The sequence below is a fragment of the Tissierella sp. genome (genome assembly GCF_052089545.1).
Classification (GTDB): domain Bacteria; phylum Bacillota; class Clostridia; order Tissierellales; family Tissierellaceae; genus Tissierella_A.
Window position 1 is genome coordinate 42,848 of record NZ_JBQDAA010000002.1, and the last position, 18,244, is coordinate 61,091.

Below are 18,244 nucleotides of genomic sequence, written 5' to 3' on the forward strand. Positions count from 1 at the left end.
AATCCTAAAATACATACTTATAGATTACTTAAGGCTGTAACTGTATTAGATGTTGGTAAGGTTATCAATCCTAAAATGGCTAGAGGTGTAATAATGGGTGGTATGAGTATGGGATTTGGCCTAGCAACTAGGGAGGAATTTATATATAATGAAAAATCTATATTGGAAAATACATCCCTTAGAACTTATAAATTAATGCATTTTGGTGAACAACCAAGATATATAGTTGACTTTATAGAAACGCCTCAGATAGATGCTCCTTTTGGAGCAAGAGGAATAGGGGAACATGGTATTTTAGGTATACCTGCAGCCTTTACCCATGCCATAGAAATAGCAACACAAGAAGAATTTCATCAGATACCTATTTCACCAGAATTAATATGGAAAACTGCAAGAGGAGGGCAATATGATACCATTTAATTTTGAATACTATAGACCAAATACTATAAAAGATGCTGTTAAATTATTTAATGAATTAGATTTGGCAGGGAAAGAACCTATCTATTATGGTGGTGGAAGTGAATTTATAAGTATGGCAAGGATGAATAATGTATATACAGAAGCAGTTATAGATATTAAAGAAATAAAAGAATGTAATGAATATAGATTAGAAGGGGATAATTTAATAATAGGAGCAGGAGTAACACTTACTAGGATTACTGAAGAAAATATATTTCCCCTCCTTAGTATGACAGTGAAAAGAATAGCAGACCATACTATGCAAGGAAAGATAACTATAGGAGGTAACCTATGCGGAACTATTATATATAGGGAAGCAGTGTTACCACTCTTAGTAAGTAATAGTAAAATTGTTATAGGAGATAAAGATGGTGAAAGAAAAGAGTGTTTAAAGGATATATTTAATGGAAGGCTAGAACTAGAAAAAGGAGAATTACTAGTAAAGGTTATAGTGCCACAAAAGTTTTTAAATTTGCCACATTTACATGTAAAAAGAACAAGAAATAAAGGGAAGCACTATGATAAGTTTAAATGTCAATGGAGAAGAAGTAGATCTTATGATAAAACCATCTGATACTTTACTTTACACATTAAGAACACAATTAGGCCTTACAGGAGTAAAACCTGGCTGTGAAAATGGAGACTGTGGTGCTTGTACTCTTTTAATAGATGGTTGGCCTATAAAATCATGTTTGATGCTTACGGTAGAAGCTATAGATAAAAAAATACAAACGGTAGAAGGATTAAAGGGTGCTCCAATACAAAAAGCTTTTGTTGAAAACTTTGGCTTCCAATGTGGGTATTGCACCTCTGGATTTTTAATGGTTTGTCACTCTCTATCTAAAGTTCACCCAGGTGCAAATAAAGCAACTATAGAAGAATGGCTAGATGCAAATATATGTAGATGTACAAGTTATCAAGAAATTGAAGATGCTATAAATTCAATTATTAATAATGAAATGTAAAGGTACCTATAGATAGAACGCTTGGAAAAGCGTTTCATCTATAGGTCCTTTTATATTGTAACTAAGACTTTCTTTTTCTCTTTATAAATACTACAGCTAAAATAGCTAAAGGAATAAAAATTAGAATATAAGGAAGTGCATAAACCAACCATATCTTACCTCTATAAGTTGTAGATTTAAAGTAGCATATTCAACCCTTTCATAAGATTGAAACCTCTTACATATATTATATAATGTTAAAAACAAAAAATATAATATTATGGCAAAATATTGATATAAAAAAATGGTATGAAAGGATGAAAGGTCTTGAATAACAATAGTAGAAATAAGATATTCACTTACAGTCATATAAAATTATTTGCCCTTATATCAATTTTAGTATTTGTTTTTTCCTTCGTAATTGGAAGATATAGTGTTTCTATTAAAATATTGTTAAGGGTATTTTCTTCAAAATTTATAGATATTCCTCTTACTTGGCCTAAGTCTATTGAAACTGTCATATTTAAAATTAGATTTCCAAGGATTCTTGCAGCCTTACTTGTTGGAGCCTCCCTTTCAGTATCGGGTCTTGTATATCAAGGCATATTTAAAAATCCCCTAGCATCACCTGATATATTAGGTGTTTCTTCAGGTGCAGCATTTGGTGCGTCTTTAGCTATACTCTTATCATATTCAAGTTCTGGAATACAACTTACATCTTTTATATTTGGGCTTCTTGCAGTGGGACTAGTCTACTTTATTAGTTGTAAAATTAACCAAGACCCTTTAGTATCACTTGTCATTACGGGAGTATTGATAGGATCCATATTTTCATCCTTAACTTCTTTAATAAAATATCTTGCTGACACAAATGACAAATTACCTACCATAACATTTTGGCTTATGGGAAGCTTATCAGATATCAGTATAGGAGATATTAAAACTATAATATTTCCGATTATGATAGGTATCATACCTTTATTTATTTTAAGATGGCGTTTAAATGTCTTAACTTTAGATGAAGATGAAGCTAAAACATTAGGAATAGATACTAAGAAAATGAAGCTGATAGTAATAATATGTTCAACATTAATAACAGCATCTGCAGTATCTATAAGTGGAATGGTTGGCTGGATTGGACTTGTTATACCACATTTATCTAGGGCTATAGTAGGGCCAAATTATATGGAACTAATACCTTCTACAATATTGTTAGGCGCTTCCTACTTACTTATTATTGATAATATATCAAGGACTATTGCATCGGTAGAAATACCATTAGGTATATTAACTTCCCTAATTGGAGCACCGCTTTTTATATTCTTATTAATGCATAGAAAAAGGAGGATAAGATAATGCTTGAGGTTAAGAACTTAAGCTGTAGATATGGAAAACATAAAATTTTAGAAAATGTATCTTTTTCAGTTAATAAGGGTCATATAGTATGTATTTTGGGACCTAATGGCTCAGGAAAGTCTACACTAATAAAATCCATAGTCGGATTACTTATACCCTTTAAGGGAGATGTTTTTATAGATGGAGTAAATAGTAAATTCTGGAAGTGGAGCAAAAGAGCTAAGAAAATAAGTTATATACCTCAAACATTTAATTCTACTTTTCAATATAGGGCAATGGACATAGTTTTAATGGGAAGAACTTCATATATCCCTATATTATCAAGCCCTTTAAAAAAAGATATTCAAATAGCAAAAGAGTCTATGGAAAGGCTAAATATATTACATCTTAAAGATAAAATATATTCACAAATGAGTGGAGGGGAAAGGCAATTAGTCAAAATCGCCCAAGCCCTAGCTCAACAATCTAAAATAATAGTAATGGATGAACCTACTAACAATCTAGACTTTGCAAATCAAAATTCTATCCTCAACTATTTAAAAGATTGCTCAGATATGGGGATAACTATTTTAATGGCAACACATTATCCACAACAAGCATTGAATTACGGAACAAAAGCCTTACTAGTAAAGGATAAAAATGTAGTTGAAATTAATAAACCAAATAAAAATTTAACAGAAGAAAGACTTAAAAGGTTATATGATATGGAGCTTAAATTAATAGAAGTCTATGTAGAAGGTAAGAGAAGGAAGATTTGTTTAACATAATTTTAAAAGGGGGATATAAATGGAAAAAAGGGTTATTGTGTGGCTTATTACTTTAAATATGCTTATGTCAATTTTTACGGGATGTACTAATATACCAGTAGATACTGGAGGAGAGCCTGATAAAGCTGATCAAGAATTTACTGAAGACATAAGCGATGACCAACTTAAAATAGTAGATATGGCTGATAGGGAAGTTTTGCTTCCTAAAAATATAGAAAAGGTGTTTTCAACAGGACCAGTTGGAACAATTGTACTTTATACACTATCTCCAGAAAAGATTATTGGATGGAACTATACATTAAAAGATGGGGAAAAAAGATATATTGATAAAAAGTACCATAGTTTACCTGATCTAGGAGGTGCAGGTAAGTCATCTATTAATTCAGAAGAATTACTTAAACAAGATCCAGATATTTTAATAAACATGGTAGGAATAAATAAAGAGAGTATAGAAAAAGCTGAAAGATTAGAAGATAAGTTGGATATACCAGTAATTATGATAGATGATGATATAGAAAAACTAGATGAATCCTATAAACTTCTAGGAAAAATACTGGGAGAGAAGCAAAGGTCTGAAAAACTATCAAATTATATATACAATGTATTAGAAGATATAAAAGAAAAAAGACAGAATATAGAAGAAAATAAGCGAGTAAGTATATATTATGCAGAAGGACCAAATGGATTGGAAACAGAACCGTCAGGTTCATGGCATGCTGAACTTATAGATATGGTAGGAGGAAAAAATGTAGCAGAAGTAGAAGCGAAAGATGTAAAAGGAAAGTCACAAGTATCAATAGAGCAAGTAATATCTTGGAATCCCGATATAATAATATCTTGGGATGATGAAAGAGGAGGATATTACTCTGGAATATTATCAGATCCAATTTGGAAAGATATAAATGCAGTGAAAGATAAGGAAGTTTATGAAATAGAAAACAATCCATTCAATTGGTTTGATAGGCCACCATCTATAAATAGAATACTAGGTTTGCAATGGTTAGGAAATTTACTATATCCTGAAATATACGATTATCATATGAGAGATCTAGTAAAAGAATTTTATCTTGAATTTTATCATTATAATTTAAATGAACAAGAGCTATATAATATACTAAAAAACACCTCAAGGTAAATAATTAAAAGTTTTAAAGGAGAAAATGTATGATTACAGGTATAATACTAGCATCAGGATTTTCAAATAGGATGGGAAAGGATAAACTTTTAATAGAAATTGAAGGTGAAAAGACAATAGAAAGGGTTATAAATGCTTGCATTAAGTCTAAGCTAGATAAAATCATAATTATATATAGAAATGAGAAAATTAAGCATATAGCTAATAGATATGGAATAAAAGCTATACAAAACAATAAGGCGGATAGAGGACAGTCAGAATCTATGAAGATTGGAATAAGAAATACAGGTAAGAAGAACTCCTATATGTTTATAGTAGGAGATCAACCATATCTTGATTCAGATACTATAAATCGATTAATAAAGGAATATAAAGATTCCAAATCAACTATTGCAATCCCATATTACAGGAAGAAAAGAGGGATGCCTCTTATATTATCAAATATATATAGGGATGAACTATTAAATGTATCTGGTGATAAAGGTGGAAGAGATGTAATAAAAAGAAACTTAAGTGATGTCCATATAGTTAATATTGATGATGAAAAGATTGGAATAGATATAGATTCAATAGAAGATTTAAATAGACTTAGAAGTTTTTTATATGATTATACTTTTTAGAGATGTCTTTGTGATATTTATTAACATGGTATAGCTATTTTATATTTCAATAAATTTAAACTTTATGCTACAATATAATTATAGGTAAAACATTGAAAATACAAGAAAAAGGAGTGATACTCTTGGATTTAAAACAAATAGAAAGAGATGCAAAAAAGGTAACATTAGAACTTTTACAAGCGGCAAATCTAGATCCTAAAAATGCAGTAGTTATAGGTGGAAGTACAAGTGAAGTAATGGGAGAACATCTAGGTTCTAAGACAAACCTTGAAGTAGCAAAGGCAGTAGTAAAATCTATAGTGGATGTGCTAAAAGAAAACGATATTTATCCAGTAGTCCAATCTTGCGAACATATAAACAGGGCTTTAGTAGTAGAAAGAGAATATGCTAAAATGCACGATTTAGAGCCTGTAAATGTAGTGCCAGTACCAACTGCTGGTGGAGGATTTTCAACTGCTGCTATGGAAATCTTAGAAGACCCTGTAGTAGTAGAAAAGGTAGGGGTAGAGGCTGGTATAGATATAGGTGATGTATTTATAGGAATGCATTTAAAAAATATAGGAGTAGTTGTAAGAAGTGATATAAAAGAAATAGGAAAAGCCCATTTAAGTATGATAAGAACAAGGTTTAAACTAATAGGGGGAGATAGATCAAAACACTTCTAAAATTTAACTTTTTATAGTCCATAAGAAATATCCTAGAATCGATTCTAGGATATTTCTTTAAAAATTTTAATTTAGTCTAATAGAATTAAATATATACAATATTGTACTTTAGATTTACTATATGATTATATACTGGTATAATTAAATTGAAATTATACAATTTTCGACATTTTATTCAGAGTATGATGTCAAAGATAGAAGTATTATTAAATTAATATCCAGAAAGTCAGGACATTAAAAACTTAAAATAAGGGGGCCAGCATGATCTTAAATATCTTTGTATTTTATCTATATGATGCTTTAACAAAGTTTTTTGAAGAAAAAATTGAAAAGACAATGCTAAAAGAACAAAATAAATACTATAAAAAACAATTAGGAATTATGAATACTACTAATGAAAATACTAGGGCCTTTAATCATGATTTAGCAAATCATTTGGCTATAGTAAGGGGTTATATTCAGATTAATGAAGATGAAAAAGCATGTAATTATATAGATAAAATGACTAAAAGTGTTTATACAGTAAAGGAGTTTTCTAATTCTGGGAATATAGATATAGATAGTATTTTAAACCATAAACTGTATGAAGCAAGTAAAAAAGAGATAGCTATATCTTTAGAAGTAAAGGTGCCAATTTCCATAAATATTGCATCTTTTGATATTGTAGTTATTTTAGGAAATCTATTAGATAATGCTATAGAAGCTACATCTAAATCTGAAAATGACAAATGGATAGATATTATAATAATATATAAAGAAGAGATATTATTTATTAATATAAAAAATACATTTATTGGGTCAGTTTATTATGAAAAGGATAAAATCCAGACATCTAAAAAAGATATAGAAAATCATGGAATCGGTTTAAATAACATTGAAAAAATATTAAAAAGATATGATGGAGTTATGGATATAGACCATGATGATAATGAATTTGAGGTAGAGATTACCATGTATATTGATTAAAATGTCAAAGTTTTAACATGAAAAATAAAAAAACAAAATAATATTATACAAAAAGTGAGAATAATGGGAAAATTTATGATATGATACAGATAATATGATAAGGGGTATCATATAATAAAAAGTTGGGGGTAATCTGTATGAAAAAAATGGTTTTAAGATTTAGTGGAGTTCTAGCTAGTTTAGCATTGATGGTAACATCTTTAAATGTAAATACTTGTTGTATATTCTTTTTGCATCAACCTAAACTACCAAAGGGTGCAGAGAAACTTATTAAATATTAATGTTAAGCAATATGATTGAAAAGATGACAAGCTATTTTGTTATCAATGGGATAATAGAAGATGGAGAAAGGGAAATCTATTCCTATGGACTACATCAAGCCTTGCTAATAATTATAAATATAGGGACAGCTGTGCTTATTGGATTTCTCTTTCAAAGAGTTTGGGAAGTTCTTATATTTATGGTAACATACATACCCTTACGTACTTATGGTGGTGGGTATCATGCTAAAACAGAAATGAAATGCTATTTTTTCTCTATAGCCTTGATCATAGTATCTTTGTTATTAATTAAAGTTATTCCAATTACAAAATTACTTATAATAACTTTATGCACTTTCTCAGGAATCATAGTATATACACTTGCACCTGTTGAAGATAAAAACAAGATATTAAACTATATACAAATCAATCTATATAGAAGAAAAACAAGGCTTATACTAGGTATTGAAACCTTAACTGTTTTAGTCTTATATTTATTAGGATTTAAAACTTTTTCATTTACAATTTCTTTGGCAATTTTTTTGATAAGTTTAATGATGATTGCTGGAAGAGTTAAAAATGGAAGGATTTAAATGTGAATCTTTGAAAATAGGCTCTTACATTACTATATAGTAATGTAAGAGCCTATTTTTATTTTAACTAATCTTTTTTAATTAATTCTAACTTATTTATTTCTTCTTTCCAAATAAATACTATAAGATTCTTTTCTTTATCCATACCCTTATATTTTACAATATTAGAGTTGTTTTCTTCATTAGTATTGTCAGTAAATCCTGCTTCTTTAATAGAATCTACATAATCACTTGCCTCATTATGTGATATATCATCAAACTCTAGAAACATCTTTTTGGGTCCTTCTTCTTTAGCTACAACTATCTCTCCGGCCAACTTAGGAGCTTGTGGCATAAAATCATCCGGCCATTTATCTGATACTTCATTTTCAGGTGTAGTTTCAGGTTCTTCTTGGTCTCCTTGCTCTTTGTCAACATCTGTGTCATCTTCAGGCTCTTCACTCTCTTCAACTGGAGGTGTAGAATCATCTACATCTGGGCCATCATCATTAGCACAAGCAGTTATACTAAGTACTAAGACTAAAGCTAATATTAGCTTTAATTTACGTTTCATAAAAATTCTCCTTTCAAAAGAACGTTTTTATCTAGAGTATATAAATAATACAATATAATCCTATCCTATATTATTTATATCTAGCTATATACCCAAATTAGGATATATAAACTACTATAGATGTTTTTTATTACTAAAAGTTATTGCATATTTTTGCAAGTATTATATAATTACATTATACATACATAGTTACACTATACATATAAACTATAATTTATAAGCCTATAACTCATAAGAAATGACAGGAGGAGATCTAATGAAAAGAATTAGTAAATTTATATCTATTATTTTATTGTTAGCCATTATGCTGCCCGGGATAGTAGATGCAGGGAATGTTAATTCATCTGAATCACAAGCACTTAATGAGGTGGAAGAAAAAAGTGAAATAGATAAATTAAGTGAGACAGATCAATTAGAATTAGAAGAAACAAATCTAGAATCAGAAACAGAAACAAATGAAGAAACGCAAATAGTAGAAAAGAAAGAAGAAATGGAAGCAGAAACAGCAACAGAAATAGAGGAAAAAGAAAAAGAAGAAGTTAAGACTAATGAAGATGAGCCGCAGAAAATGAACTTACAAACCTTTAGTGAATCAAATAAATACATAGAAAGAATAGAAGGAAAAAATAGAGTTGAAACATCTATAAAGGTAAGTCAAGCAGCATATAAAGGTGAAAAAGTTGATACAGTTTTATTAGCAGGCTATGATGGACAGGCTGATGCTCTAACTGCTACATTTGTTGCAGGTCAAGAAGATGCACCGCTTCTTTTAACTTATAAGAACAAAATAGATACTAAGCTTTTAGCTGAATTAGAAAGACTTAATCCTGAAAGAATTGTTATATTAGGTGGGGAAAATGTAATATATAAAACTGTTGAAAACGGATTAAGAAGTAAAGGATATGAAGTAAAAAGAATTGAAGGTAGCTCTAGAATAGAAACAGCTATAAATGTAGCTTCAGATTATTATGATTATAAAAGTGGACTTAGTAAAGCATCTAAAGCATTCGTAATTGAATACAGCTCACTTGTAGATGCACTTGCAATAGGTCCTGTAGCCGCAAGAGACGGAATACCAATCCTTATAATGAAAAAGGACAGTGTACCTTCTAGAGTAGCTGATTTTTTAAAGGAAAAAGATATAGAAGAAGTAACTATAGTAGGTGGAGAATCAAGAATTAGTGAAAAAGGTAAAAATGAACTTGAAAATACTGTTGGAGTCGGAAAAGTAAAAAGGATATCTGGTAATAATAGAATACAAACATCTATAACTATATGTGACACATACTTTGCAAATCGTGATAGTACAGTAGTTGCAAATGGACATAGATATACAGATGCACTTATAGGTGGATACTTTGCAGCAAAGAAAAATGCCCCAATAATTTTAACTAATGAAGGACAAGTTACAGAAGGTGCTTTGCACTGTATAGGAAAAGTAGATGTAAAATCTTATATATTAGGTGGAGACTCTGTTATAAGTGATAGTATGTTTAAATCTATAAAAAATAAATTAGAGCCAAAACCAAATCCAGAACCTAAACCAGAACCTGGACAAAGAAAAAAATATTCTACCACGGCTGATTTAAACATGAGGTCAAGTATAGGTGTAAAACCAAACAATAAAATATTAACAATACCAAGAGGTAAAGAGGTAAAATTTGTAAGTGATCATGGTAGCTGGAGTAAGATTAAATATAATAGTAAAGAAGGCTATGTTAGCAATAAATATATTAAGGTAGAGATAGTTCCAGAAGATGAGCCTGTTGAAAAACCAAAACCTGACGAACCAAAGCCAGGACAAGCTATGGTTTGTCTTGACTATGGGCACGGAGGTTCAGATCCAGGTGCTCTACTTAGAAATAGTAAAGACACTGTTATAAGAAGAGAAAAAGACGATACAATAAAAATGGGAAAACTAGTTGCAAAAGACCTTAGACGTCATGGAGTTATAGTAGACGAAACCCGTACTACAGATAAATATGTAAGCTTAAGTAATAGAGCTGCATTTTCAAATAAGAAAGACTATAATTACTTTGTATCATTTCACAGAAACGCTTTTAGTAAACCTAGTGCTGAAGGTGTTGAAGTTTGGACTACCAAATTGAGTAGTTGGAAATCTAAAGCATTAGCAAAATCTATACAAAAAAGCCTTGTAGGTGTAGGCTACACTGAAAGAAAAGGAGAAAAGTTTGCAAACTTTACTGTATTAGCTAAAACTAAAGCACCAGCTGTTTTAATAGAACTTGGTTTTATATCTAATGAAGGGGATAATCACATATATGATACAAAAGAGGATCAAATAGTAAAAGCAGTAACTTCAGCAATACTTGGACAATTAGGGATGGAATATAAAAATTAAATTTAAAATAAAAACAAGTTATAGATTTCAAAATCTATAACTTGTTTTTTTATCTAAAATTTTTACGTTTTTCTTCTAATTGTATGAAAAATTAACTTATGGAAATAATAGGTAGATGAAAGGAAGTGCTTATATGAGAGTGCCAAAACATTTAGCAGTTATACCTGATGGGAATAGAAGATGGGCAGAAAACAATGGTTTAACTAAAGATAAAGGATATAGTAGTGGTTTAAATCCTGGACTTGAAGTATTTAAACTGTGTGAAAAGGCAGGTATAAAAGAACTTACCTTTTATGGATTTACATCTGATAATACCAAAAGACCAAGAATACAAAGACTTGCATTTACAAAAGCATGTATAGAAGCAGTAGAGCTTCTCACAAAAGAAAATGCAGAACTTCTTGTTATAGGAAATACTGACTCTAAAATGTTTCCAGAAGAGTTAAGACCTTACACTAAAACCAGAAAAAAATTTGGGAAAGGTGGTATAAAGGTAAACTTTTTAGTAAACTATGACTGGAAATGGGATGTTGAAAACTTAAAAAATGAAGAAAAAAAGTCTATAAATCCAATAGATTTATTAAAATCTAAAGATATTTCAAGAGTAGATTTGATAATTAGATGGGGTGGAAGAAGAAGGCTTAGCGGGTTTCTACCACTACAGGCAGTCTACTCAGACTTTTTTATAGTTGAAGATTATTGGCCAGATTTTGATGAAGATCACTTTAGTTCAGCGTTAGATTGGTACAATGTTCAAGATATTACACTTGGAGGATAAATTCACTTGCATTTATCCTCTTTTTCTTTTATCATTAGAGTGTGATACTTTAACATTTGTATGAGATGATAAATTTTCTATATGAAGTGTTAGGAGAAGGAATTTCTTATTAATTGGTGGGCGATATAGGACTCGAACCTACGACTTTCACCTTGTCGAGGTGACACTCTACCAACTGAGTTAATCGCCCCAAATATACTACTTAAGTTTATCACAAAGTTTTAAGATGTTCAACAAATGTTTACCAGTATTTATATAGGGAAAAGAAATTTTAAATTGAAAATAAGGTGGTCTTATCATGGATTCAAATGTTTTAATGAGTTTTATACTTACATTACTTGTAGGACTTACAATGGGACTTGGAAGTCTTTTTTCATTTTTAGTTGAAGATGAAAACAAGAAAATTTTAAGTTTTGCGCTGAGTTTTTCAGCTGGAATTATGATATATATATCTTTTATGGAAATACTTCCTGAAGGAATGCATATGATAGAAGATGCAGTTCCTGGGAGAAAAGGACATTTAATAGTCTTAGCATCCTTTTTTGGAGGAATAATATTTACAGCTCTGCTTGAAAAATGGGTTCACAGTTTTGGAGGACATCACCATCATGATATAGATGAGGTTCATTCACACAGTGAATCACACGCTGAAAATGAAGAAAAAAATCATTTGCAAAAACTTGGACTTATGACAGCTGTATCTATTGCAATACACAATCTTCCAGAAGGCTTAGCTATCTTTACGGCAGGTCTTAAGGATATTACAATAGCTATTCCACTGGCAGTAGCAGTTGTTCTTCATAATATACCCCTTAGCATAGCAATTTCAGTACCCATATACTATTCAACTGGAAGTAAAAAAAGGGCTTTTCTATACTCAAGTTTAGTAGGCTTATGTCAACCGCTTGGTGCAATAGTAGGATACGCTATTTTTTCTAACTTCTTTAGTGATATGTTATTTGGAATATTATTTGCTATTATATCTGGAATAATGATATTTGTATCTCTAGATGAATTAATACCAACAGCCCAACAATATGAAGATCATCACTTTTCAGTCTATGGAACCATATTTGGGATGTTTATTATGGCAATAAGTCTTATGTTTTTTGGACATAGTCATTAAAATAGGAATAATTGTATTCATCTTACCCTATATTTATAGTATAATAAGATATAAGGAGGGTTTATATGGATATAACTACAATACTTTTTTACCTAGCAGGACTAATACTTGTATATGTAGTTGGTATGATTCTTGTGGTACCTCTTAAGTTACTAGTAAAGCTACTTATGAATGGAATTGCAGGTGGAGTGTTTTTATTTCTATTTAATATAATAGGAGGCATGTTTAATTTAAGCTTAGCAATCAATCCATTGAATGCTATTATAGTTGGGTTTTTAGGTGTACCAGGAGTAATACTTTTATTAGTTTTTAATTTTATACTATAAAATAAAAAGTTAATAAGAGATATATTATAATGAGCAAAAATGGCATAAAAATATTTGCAAAAAAAATATAGATATGATATATATACTATATGCAAACAATGAAGATAAGAGGAGGAAGCATTAATGGCATCATATAAAATGAAGGCAACAAAAAGAGAAAACATCGGAAGCAATAAAGTAAATAAACTTAGAGCAGAAAAGTTAATTCCTGGAGTAATATATAAAAAAGGGGAAGAAACAAAAAGCTTACAAGTTGATGAAAGAGACTTTCAACTAACATTTAGAAATGCTGGAACTACTTCAGTAATAGATCTAGATTTAGACGGTGAAACACATTCAGTAATAGTAAGAGAAGTTCAAAAACATCCTGTGAAAAACGAAGTACTTCACATAGACTTTTTAGAACTAAACATGGACGAAGTATTAAATGTTATGATACCTGTTAACTTAGTAGGTAGAGACGAAATAAAACTTCAACCATCAGTACTTACTCAGTTATTAAACGAAGTAGAAATAGAATGTCTGCCTAACAATATTCCAAATACAGCAGATGTAGACGTAACTGATATGGACTTTGTTGATCCACTATTTGTTAGTGACCTAGATATAGCAAAAGATGAAGACATAACTATACTAACAGAAGAAGATATTGTAGTATGTACTCTATCTGAACCAGATCTTGAAGAAGAAGAGGACGAAGACGAATTAGATGAAGAAGCAGATGCAGCAGATGTTCCAGTAATAGGTGAAGATGAAAAGGAAGAAGAATAATCTTTAAAACAGATAAATTAATTTATCTGTTTTTTTCTTGTCCAAAATTACATTTCTTGGGTATAATATAAATAATTGACCCAAGGAGGGATTAACGTGAAGATAAATAGGACTAATTTAAATTTAAAAATAACAGTTTTAATAACCTATCTTATAATGGTTATTACAAATGGTCTTGCAAACATAATTCCAATAAATGGAGTTATGACAGGTGAGGTTTCAGACTCATATGAAAACTTATTTGCACCGGCAGGTGTAACATTTTCTGTATGGGGAGTTATATATGCTCTTCTATTTTTTTATATAATATATCAATTTGGAATATTTCAAAAGAAAAATGATTCACACAGGGAAGATTTATTTCAAAAAATAGGAATATACTTTGCACTTACATCAGTTTTAAATACAGTATGGATATTTACCTGGCATTATAAAATTATAGAAGTATCACTTATTATTATTATAGCTATTTTAGTTTTACTTATATTAATAAACAATAAAACTCGTAAGATGAGATCATCTTTAAAAGATTATTTTTTTATTAGACTACCCTTTTCTGTGTATATGGGATGGATCACAGTTGCAACAATAGCAAATGTAACAACATTGCTTGTAAAACTAGGTTTTGATGGATTCGGTCTTCCGGAAACCTTTTGGACTATCCTAGTTATCATAGTAGGCCTTATAATAGCTTCACTTACTATTATAAGAAATAAAGACCTAGCTTATGGTCTTACTGTTATATGGGCATATATAGGTATATATATAAAACATACTTCAAATAGTGGTTGGAGTTCCAACTACAGCTCTATTATATTTACAGTTGTAGCAGCTATTTTGCTTCTTCTAGTAGTGGAAGGATATACCCTAGTAAACTTGAGAAAGGGAGATAGTAGGATTAGAGATATTTAAAGACTTTTATGTAAATCTTATGGAGACACGCACTAAAATCATATCATTTGAATAAATATATTACTATAGGAAATAATCCTAAGTAAAATAGTTAGGGGATGATGTATATGTATTGTAATATATGTGGAAATTCCAAGGAAAATATTAGTATATTTAATTTAAAAATATGTAAAAGTTGTTTGGGTGAAATAGAAAATTTAAATATAGAAGATGCCAACTATGATTATTATAAGAATTTAATGAGGATATTTTTAGGATATTATGTAAATACTCCACTAATACTAAACTCTGTAAATTAATACAGAGTTTTTTGTTTTTTAGTGGGTATATATTCAAATACAAAACTTATATTTAATTAGTGGAAATAGTCAGCTCAATGAGTTATAATTAACATTAAATAGTAGTAAAATTAAAGGGGCTGTTAAGATTTGAATGGTGTATTTATTACATTGGAAGGGCCAGATGGTTCAGGTAAATCTACAATTATAGGATTAATTGGAGAATATTTAGAAAAAGAAGGAATTGAATTTATAAAAACACGTGAACCTGGCGGAACAGCTATTGGCGAAGAGATAAGAGATATAATATTAGATAATAAAAACACAAATATGAGCTATCAAACAGAAGCTCTACTATATGCAGCATCTCGAGGGCAACATATACATGAAAAGATTCTCCCTGGTCTTAAGGCTGGAAAAGTAGTCTTATGTGACAGGTTTATTCTTTCAAGCCTTGCTTATCAAGGAGTTGGCAGAGAACTTGGAATAAAAAAGGTAAAAGCCATAAACGACTTTGCAATAGGAGATGTATATCCAGATCTAACCTTATTTTTTCATATAGATCCTAAAAAAACATTGGAGAGAAAATTTGGAAATGGAGATGCCGATAGACTTGAAAACTTAGGTAATGATTTTCATGAAAAAGTATATAATGGTTATATGGACCTCTTAAAAATTTATCCTGAAAACATAGAAATAATAGATGCAAATGGATCTATTGAAGAAGTCTTAGAACAAGCAATAGATAAGATAAATAAAGCAATAAGACAAAGGGGGTGATGTAGATGAAACTTATAGTGGCTATAGTACAAGACCAAGATGCTCCAAGCCTTATAGAAGATTTAACAGGACACCAATATAGAGTTACAAAACTTACATCTACTGGAGGCTTTTTAAAAGCAGGTAATACTACTCTTTTAATAGGTATAGAAGAAGAAGAAATAAAGCCTGTAGTAGATTTAATAGAAAGAAACTGTAAAACAAGAGAGATAACTACCTCACTTATGACAGTTACAATGCCAGGGGATACATATATACCCTATCCCTTAGAAGTAAAAGTTGGAGGAGCAACACTATTTATATTAGATGTAGAAAGACATATTAGACTTTAGGAGGGAACAGATGAAACTTATAATTGCAATAATACAAGATGAATACGTAAATAAAGTAATAAGAACACTTATGGATAACAAGATTAGGACAACCAGACTCTCTTCTACTGGAGGTTTTTTAAAGTCCGGAAACACCACTCTTCTAATAGGTACAGAAGAAGAAGAAATAGATCATATAACTGAACTTATAGGTGAACAAACTAAAATCAAGAAAATAAAAGAAGGAAAAGAAGAGATAATAGTAGGTGGAGCAAATTTATTTGTTGTAGATATACACGACCACATAAGACTGTAGATGAGGGGCATATATGGATTTTAAAGATATAATAGGACATGAAAACATAATCAAAAGCTTAAAAAAATCTATAAAAGATGGAACTACAAGTCACGCATATTTATTTCAAGGAGAAAAAGGCATAGGAAAGAAAAAGCTTTCTTATGCCTTTAGCAAAGCACTTCTTTGTCTAGCTGATGAAGAAAAGCCTTGTAACAACTGTGTATCTTGTAAGAGATTTGATAGTTCTACAAATCCAGATTTTTTACATATAGAACCAGAAAAAAACATGATAAGAAAGGCTGAGATAGAAAAGTTACAAAGGAAAATGCCAACAACTCCTATAAATTCAAGTAAAAAAGTTATTCTAATAGAAGAAGCACATCTTATGAATAAAGAAAGTACAAACAAACTCCTAAAAACTCTAGAGGAGCCGCCACCATATGTACATATTATATTAACTAGTTCTGAACCTTTTAAACTCCTACAAACTATACTTTCTAGAGTCCAGCTGATAAACTTTTTTCCAGTTCCAAAGGAGAAAATCCAAAATCTACTAATAAAGGAATATGGCAAATCAAAAGAAGATGCTAAGTTTATAACTGAATTCACTAAAGGGGCAATAGGAAAAAGCATAGAACTATCCAAAAATGATGAACTATTTGGAAAAAGAGAAGAAGTTTTAAAAATTTTAAACCCAATTATCCTTGGAGACAAGACAAAGATATTTTATTCTATGGACTTTTTTAATAAATATGAAGAAGACATAGGAGAAATATTAGATATAATTATATATTATTTTAGGGATCTTTTACTCTACAAAAAAATAGGAAATAGCCCACTTATCATAAATAAAGATAAAATTCACTTGCTTTCCCAACATTCATTTATGGATTTTAATAAGATAAGTGATATAATAATAAATATAATGGAAACTAAAGACATTATAAAGAGAAACATAAACTATAAATTGGCAATAGAAGCTATGCTTCTTAATATATAGGGGGTAAAGGATGGTAAAAGTAGTAGGAGTAAGATTTAAGAAAGTAGGAAAGATATATTATTTTGATCCTTGTGATTTTGATATAGAATTAAATGATTTTGTAATAGTAGAAACAGCTCGTGGGATTGAATTCGGTGTTGTTGCTGTTGGACCAAAGTTTATAGAAGAAGAAGAGATAGTATCTCCTCTTAAAAATGTACTTAGAATTGCAGAAGATAAGGACTTTATAGTCCATAGGGAAAACATGAAACTAGCAAAGGCAGCCCATAAAATATGTGAAGAAAAAGTAGAACTTCATAATTTAGAAATGAAAATCATAGATGTGGAATATACATTTGATAATAATAAAATAATATTTTATTTTACAGCAGATGGAAGAATAGACTTTAGAAATCTTGTAAAAGATCTAGCAGCTATATTTAAAACTAGAATAGAATTGAGACAAATAGGTGTAAGAGATGAGGCAAAGATGCTTGGAGGACTGGGTCCTTGTGGTAAACCTTGTTGCTGTATTCAATTTTTAGGAGATTTTGAACCTGTATCTATAAAGATGGCAAAAGAACAAAACCTATCTTTAAATCCTTCTAAAATATCTGGACTTTGTGGTAGACTTATGTGCTGTTTAAAATATGAAGAAGAAGCTTACGAAGATGCGCACAGTAGAATGCCAAATCTTGGAGATATAGTTATAACTGAAGTGGGTGCTGGAACTATAGTCTATACTTATACACTACTTGAAACTGTAAAGGTAAGGGTTGCACTTGAAGATGGAAGTGAAGATGTATTTAAATATCCTATAAAAGATATAAAACTTACAGGAGAAAGAGATAGTTCATTTTTAAATTCACTAAAGAGAAGCGGAGATTCTTCTGATAATATGTAAAAATAAAAAACAGTTTGATTTTTGTTGAAAATCTGTTAAAATATAGATAGATAAAATTTCTAGGGGGTGGAATAGATGGCATATGTTATAAATGATGAGTG

Annotated in this window: 24 protein-coding genes and 1 tRNA gene; 23 read left to right on the forward strand and 2 right to left on the reverse strand. The window is 30.0% G+C overall.

Features of this window, described 5'->3' with window-relative positions:
• The 11 genes from ACTHW2_RS00535 to ACTHW2_RS00585 form a co-directional block, all read left to right on the forward strand.
• Positions 1–420: molybdopterin cofactor-binding domain-containing protein (locus tag ACTHW2_RS00535; RefSeq protein WP_442261758.1), on the forward strand; the 420-nt coding region annotated here is incomplete at its 5' end.
• Positions 407–1,033 (forward strand): FAD binding domain-containing protein, encoded by a 627-nt coding sequence (locus ACTHW2_RS00540; protein WP_442261759.1) that lies wholly within the window; start codon positions 407–409, stop codon positions 1,031–1,033. The genes ACTHW2_RS00535 and ACTHW2_RS00540, both read left to right, overlap by 14 nt.
• Positions 1,017–1,424, forward strand: a complete 408-nt coding sequence (locus ACTHW2_RS00545) for a (2Fe-2S)-binding protein (RefSeq protein ID WP_442261760.1) — start codon at positions 1,017–1,019, stop codon at positions 1,422–1,424. Before ACTHW2_RS00540 ends, ACTHW2_RS00545 begins: the two co-directional genes overlap by 17 nt.
• A gap of 306 nt (positions 1,425–1,730) precedes the next feature.
• The gene (locus ACTHW2_RS00550; RefSeq protein WP_442261761.1) at positions 1,731–2,759 is read left to right on the forward strand and encodes a FecCD family ABC transporter permease; all 1,029 of its coding nucleotides are present in this window, start codon (positions 1,731–1,733) and stop codon (positions 2,757–2,759) included.
• Positions 2,759–3,526 (forward strand): ABC transporter ATP-binding protein, encoded by a 768-nt coding sequence (locus ACTHW2_RS00555; protein WP_442261762.1) that lies wholly within the window; start codon positions 2,759–2,761, stop codon positions 3,524–3,526. Before ACTHW2_RS00550 ends, ACTHW2_RS00555 begins: the two co-directional genes overlap by 1 nt.
• 19 nt (positions 3,527–3,545) lie before the next feature.
• Positions 3,546–4,661: an ABC transporter substrate-binding protein gene (locus ACTHW2_RS00560; RefSeq protein ID WP_442261763.1), complete on the forward strand. Its 1,116-nt coding sequence runs from the start codon at positions 3,546–3,548 to the stop codon at positions 4,659–4,661.
• A gap of 29 nt (positions 4,662–4,690) precedes the next feature.
• A complete protein-coding gene (locus ACTHW2_RS00565) occupies positions 4,691–5,281 on the forward strand; it encodes a nucleotidyltransferase family protein (RefSeq protein WP_442261764.1) in 591 nt (196 codons plus the stop codon).
• A 122-nt stretch (positions 5,282–5,403) separates the two neighbouring features.
• A complete protein-coding gene (locus ACTHW2_RS00570; RefSeq protein WP_442261765.1) occupies positions 5,404–5,946 on the forward strand; it encodes a TIGR01440 family protein in 543 nt (180 codons plus the stop codon).
• A 261-nt stretch (positions 5,947–6,207) separates the two neighbouring features.
• Positions 6,208–6,912 carry a sensor histidine kinase gene (locus ACTHW2_RS00575; protein ID WP_442261766.1) on the forward strand — a complete coding sequence of 235 codons (705 nt, stop codon included), beginning with the start codon at positions 6,208–6,210 and terminating at the stop codon, positions 6,910–6,912.
• Positions 6,913–7,049: 137 nt separating this feature from the next.
• Positions 7,050–7,193: a cyclic lactone autoinducer peptide gene (locus ACTHW2_RS00580; protein WP_442261767.1), complete on the forward strand. Its 144-nt coding sequence runs from the start codon at positions 7,050–7,052 to the stop codon at positions 7,191–7,193.
• An 11-nt stretch (positions 7,194–7,204) separates the two neighbouring features.
• A complete protein-coding gene (locus tag ACTHW2_RS00585; protein ID WP_442261768.1) occupies positions 7,205–7,765 on the forward strand; it encodes an accessory gene regulator ArgB-like protein in 561 nt (186 codons plus the stop codon).
• A 67-nt stretch (positions 7,766–7,832) separates the two neighbouring features.
• Here ACTHW2_RS00585 and ACTHW2_RS00590 read toward each other — a convergent pair whose 3' ends face one another.
• Complete coding sequence (locus ACTHW2_RS00590) at positions 7,833–8,318, reverse strand: hypothetical protein (RefSeq protein WP_442261769.1); 486 nt, start codon at positions 8,316–8,318, stop codon at positions 7,833–7,835.
• A gap of 256 nt (positions 8,319–8,574) precedes the next feature.
• Between ACTHW2_RS00590 and ACTHW2_RS00595 the strand changes: the two genes are divergently transcribed.
• On the forward strand, positions 8,575–10,680 hold the full coding sequence (locus ACTHW2_RS00595; protein ID WP_442261770.1) for a cell wall-binding repeat-containing protein: 2,106 nt from the start codon (positions 8,575–8,577) through the stop codon (positions 10,678–10,680).
• A gap of 133 nt (positions 10,681–10,813) precedes the next feature.
• A complete protein-coding gene (locus ACTHW2_RS00600) occupies positions 10,814–11,458 on the forward strand; it encodes an undecaprenyl diphosphate synthase family protein (RefSeq protein WP_442261771.1) in 645 nt (214 codons plus the stop codon).
• A gap of 114 nt (positions 11,459–11,572) precedes the next feature.
• On the opposite strand, the gene ACTHW2_RS00605 is transcribed toward ACTHW2_RS00600, so the two are convergent.
• Positions 11,573–11,648, reverse strand: a tRNA-Val gene (locus tag ACTHW2_RS00605).
• 108 nt (positions 11,649–11,756) lie between these two features.
• Between ACTHW2_RS00605 and zupT the strand changes: the two genes are divergently transcribed.
• From zupT to ACTHW2_RS00655, 10 genes are all read left to right on the forward strand, one after another.
• Positions 11,757–12,584, forward strand: a complete 828-nt coding sequence (zupT, locus tag ACTHW2_RS00610) for a zinc transporter ZupT (RefSeq protein ID WP_442261772.1) — start codon at positions 11,757–11,759, stop codon at positions 12,582–12,584.
• Between the two features lie 65 nt (positions 12,585–12,649).
• Positions 12,650–12,910, forward strand: coding sequence for a pro-sigmaK processing inhibitor BofA family protein (locus tag ACTHW2_RS00615; protein ID WP_442261773.1), 261 nt, complete (start codon positions 12,650–12,652; stop codon positions 12,908–12,910).
• Between the two features lie 123 nt (positions 12,911–13,033).
• Positions 13,034–13,681, forward strand: a complete 648-nt coding sequence (locus ACTHW2_RS00620) for a 50S ribosomal protein L25 (RefSeq protein WP_442261774.1) — start codon at positions 13,034–13,036, stop codon at positions 13,679–13,681.
• Between the two features lie 96 nt (positions 13,682–13,777).
• Entirely contained in the window at positions 13,778–14,593 is an 816-nt protein-coding gene (locus ACTHW2_RS00625) for a hypothetical protein (protein ID WP_442261775.1), read from the forward strand.
• 107 nt (positions 14,594–14,700) lie between these two features.
• A complete protein-coding gene (locus ACTHW2_RS00630) occupies positions 14,701–14,892 on the forward strand; it encodes a sigma factor G inhibitor Gin (protein ID WP_442261776.1) in 192 nt (63 codons plus the stop codon).
• Positions 14,893–15,021: 129 nt separating this feature from the next.
• On the forward strand, positions 15,022–15,651 hold the full coding sequence (gene tmk, locus ACTHW2_RS00635) for a dTMP kinase (RefSeq protein ID WP_442261777.1): 630 nt from the start codon (positions 15,022–15,024) through the stop codon (positions 15,649–15,651).
• Positions 15,652–15,656: 5 nt separating this feature from the next.
• Entirely contained in the window at positions 15,657–15,983 is a 327-nt protein-coding gene (locus ACTHW2_RS00640) for a cyclic-di-AMP receptor (protein WP_442261778.1), read from the forward strand.
• A 10-nt stretch (positions 15,984–15,993) separates the two neighbouring features.
• The gene (locus ACTHW2_RS00645; protein WP_442261779.1) at positions 15,994–16,278 is read left to right on the forward strand and encodes a cyclic-di-AMP receptor; all 285 of its coding nucleotides are present in this window, start codon (positions 15,994–15,996) and stop codon (positions 16,276–16,278) included.
• A 13-nt stretch (positions 16,279–16,291) separates the two neighbouring features.
• Positions 16,292–17,260: a DNA polymerase III subunit delta' gene (gene holB, locus ACTHW2_RS00650; RefSeq protein ID WP_442261780.1), complete on the forward strand. Its 969-nt coding sequence runs from the start codon at positions 16,292–16,294 to the stop codon at positions 17,258–17,260.
• A 10-nt stretch (positions 17,261–17,270) separates the two neighbouring features.
• On the forward strand, positions 17,271–18,143 hold the full coding sequence (locus tag ACTHW2_RS00655) for a PSP1 domain-containing protein (protein WP_442261781.1): 873 nt from the start codon (positions 17,271–17,273) through the stop codon (positions 18,141–18,143).
• Positions 18,144–18,244 lie beyond the last annotated feature (101 nt).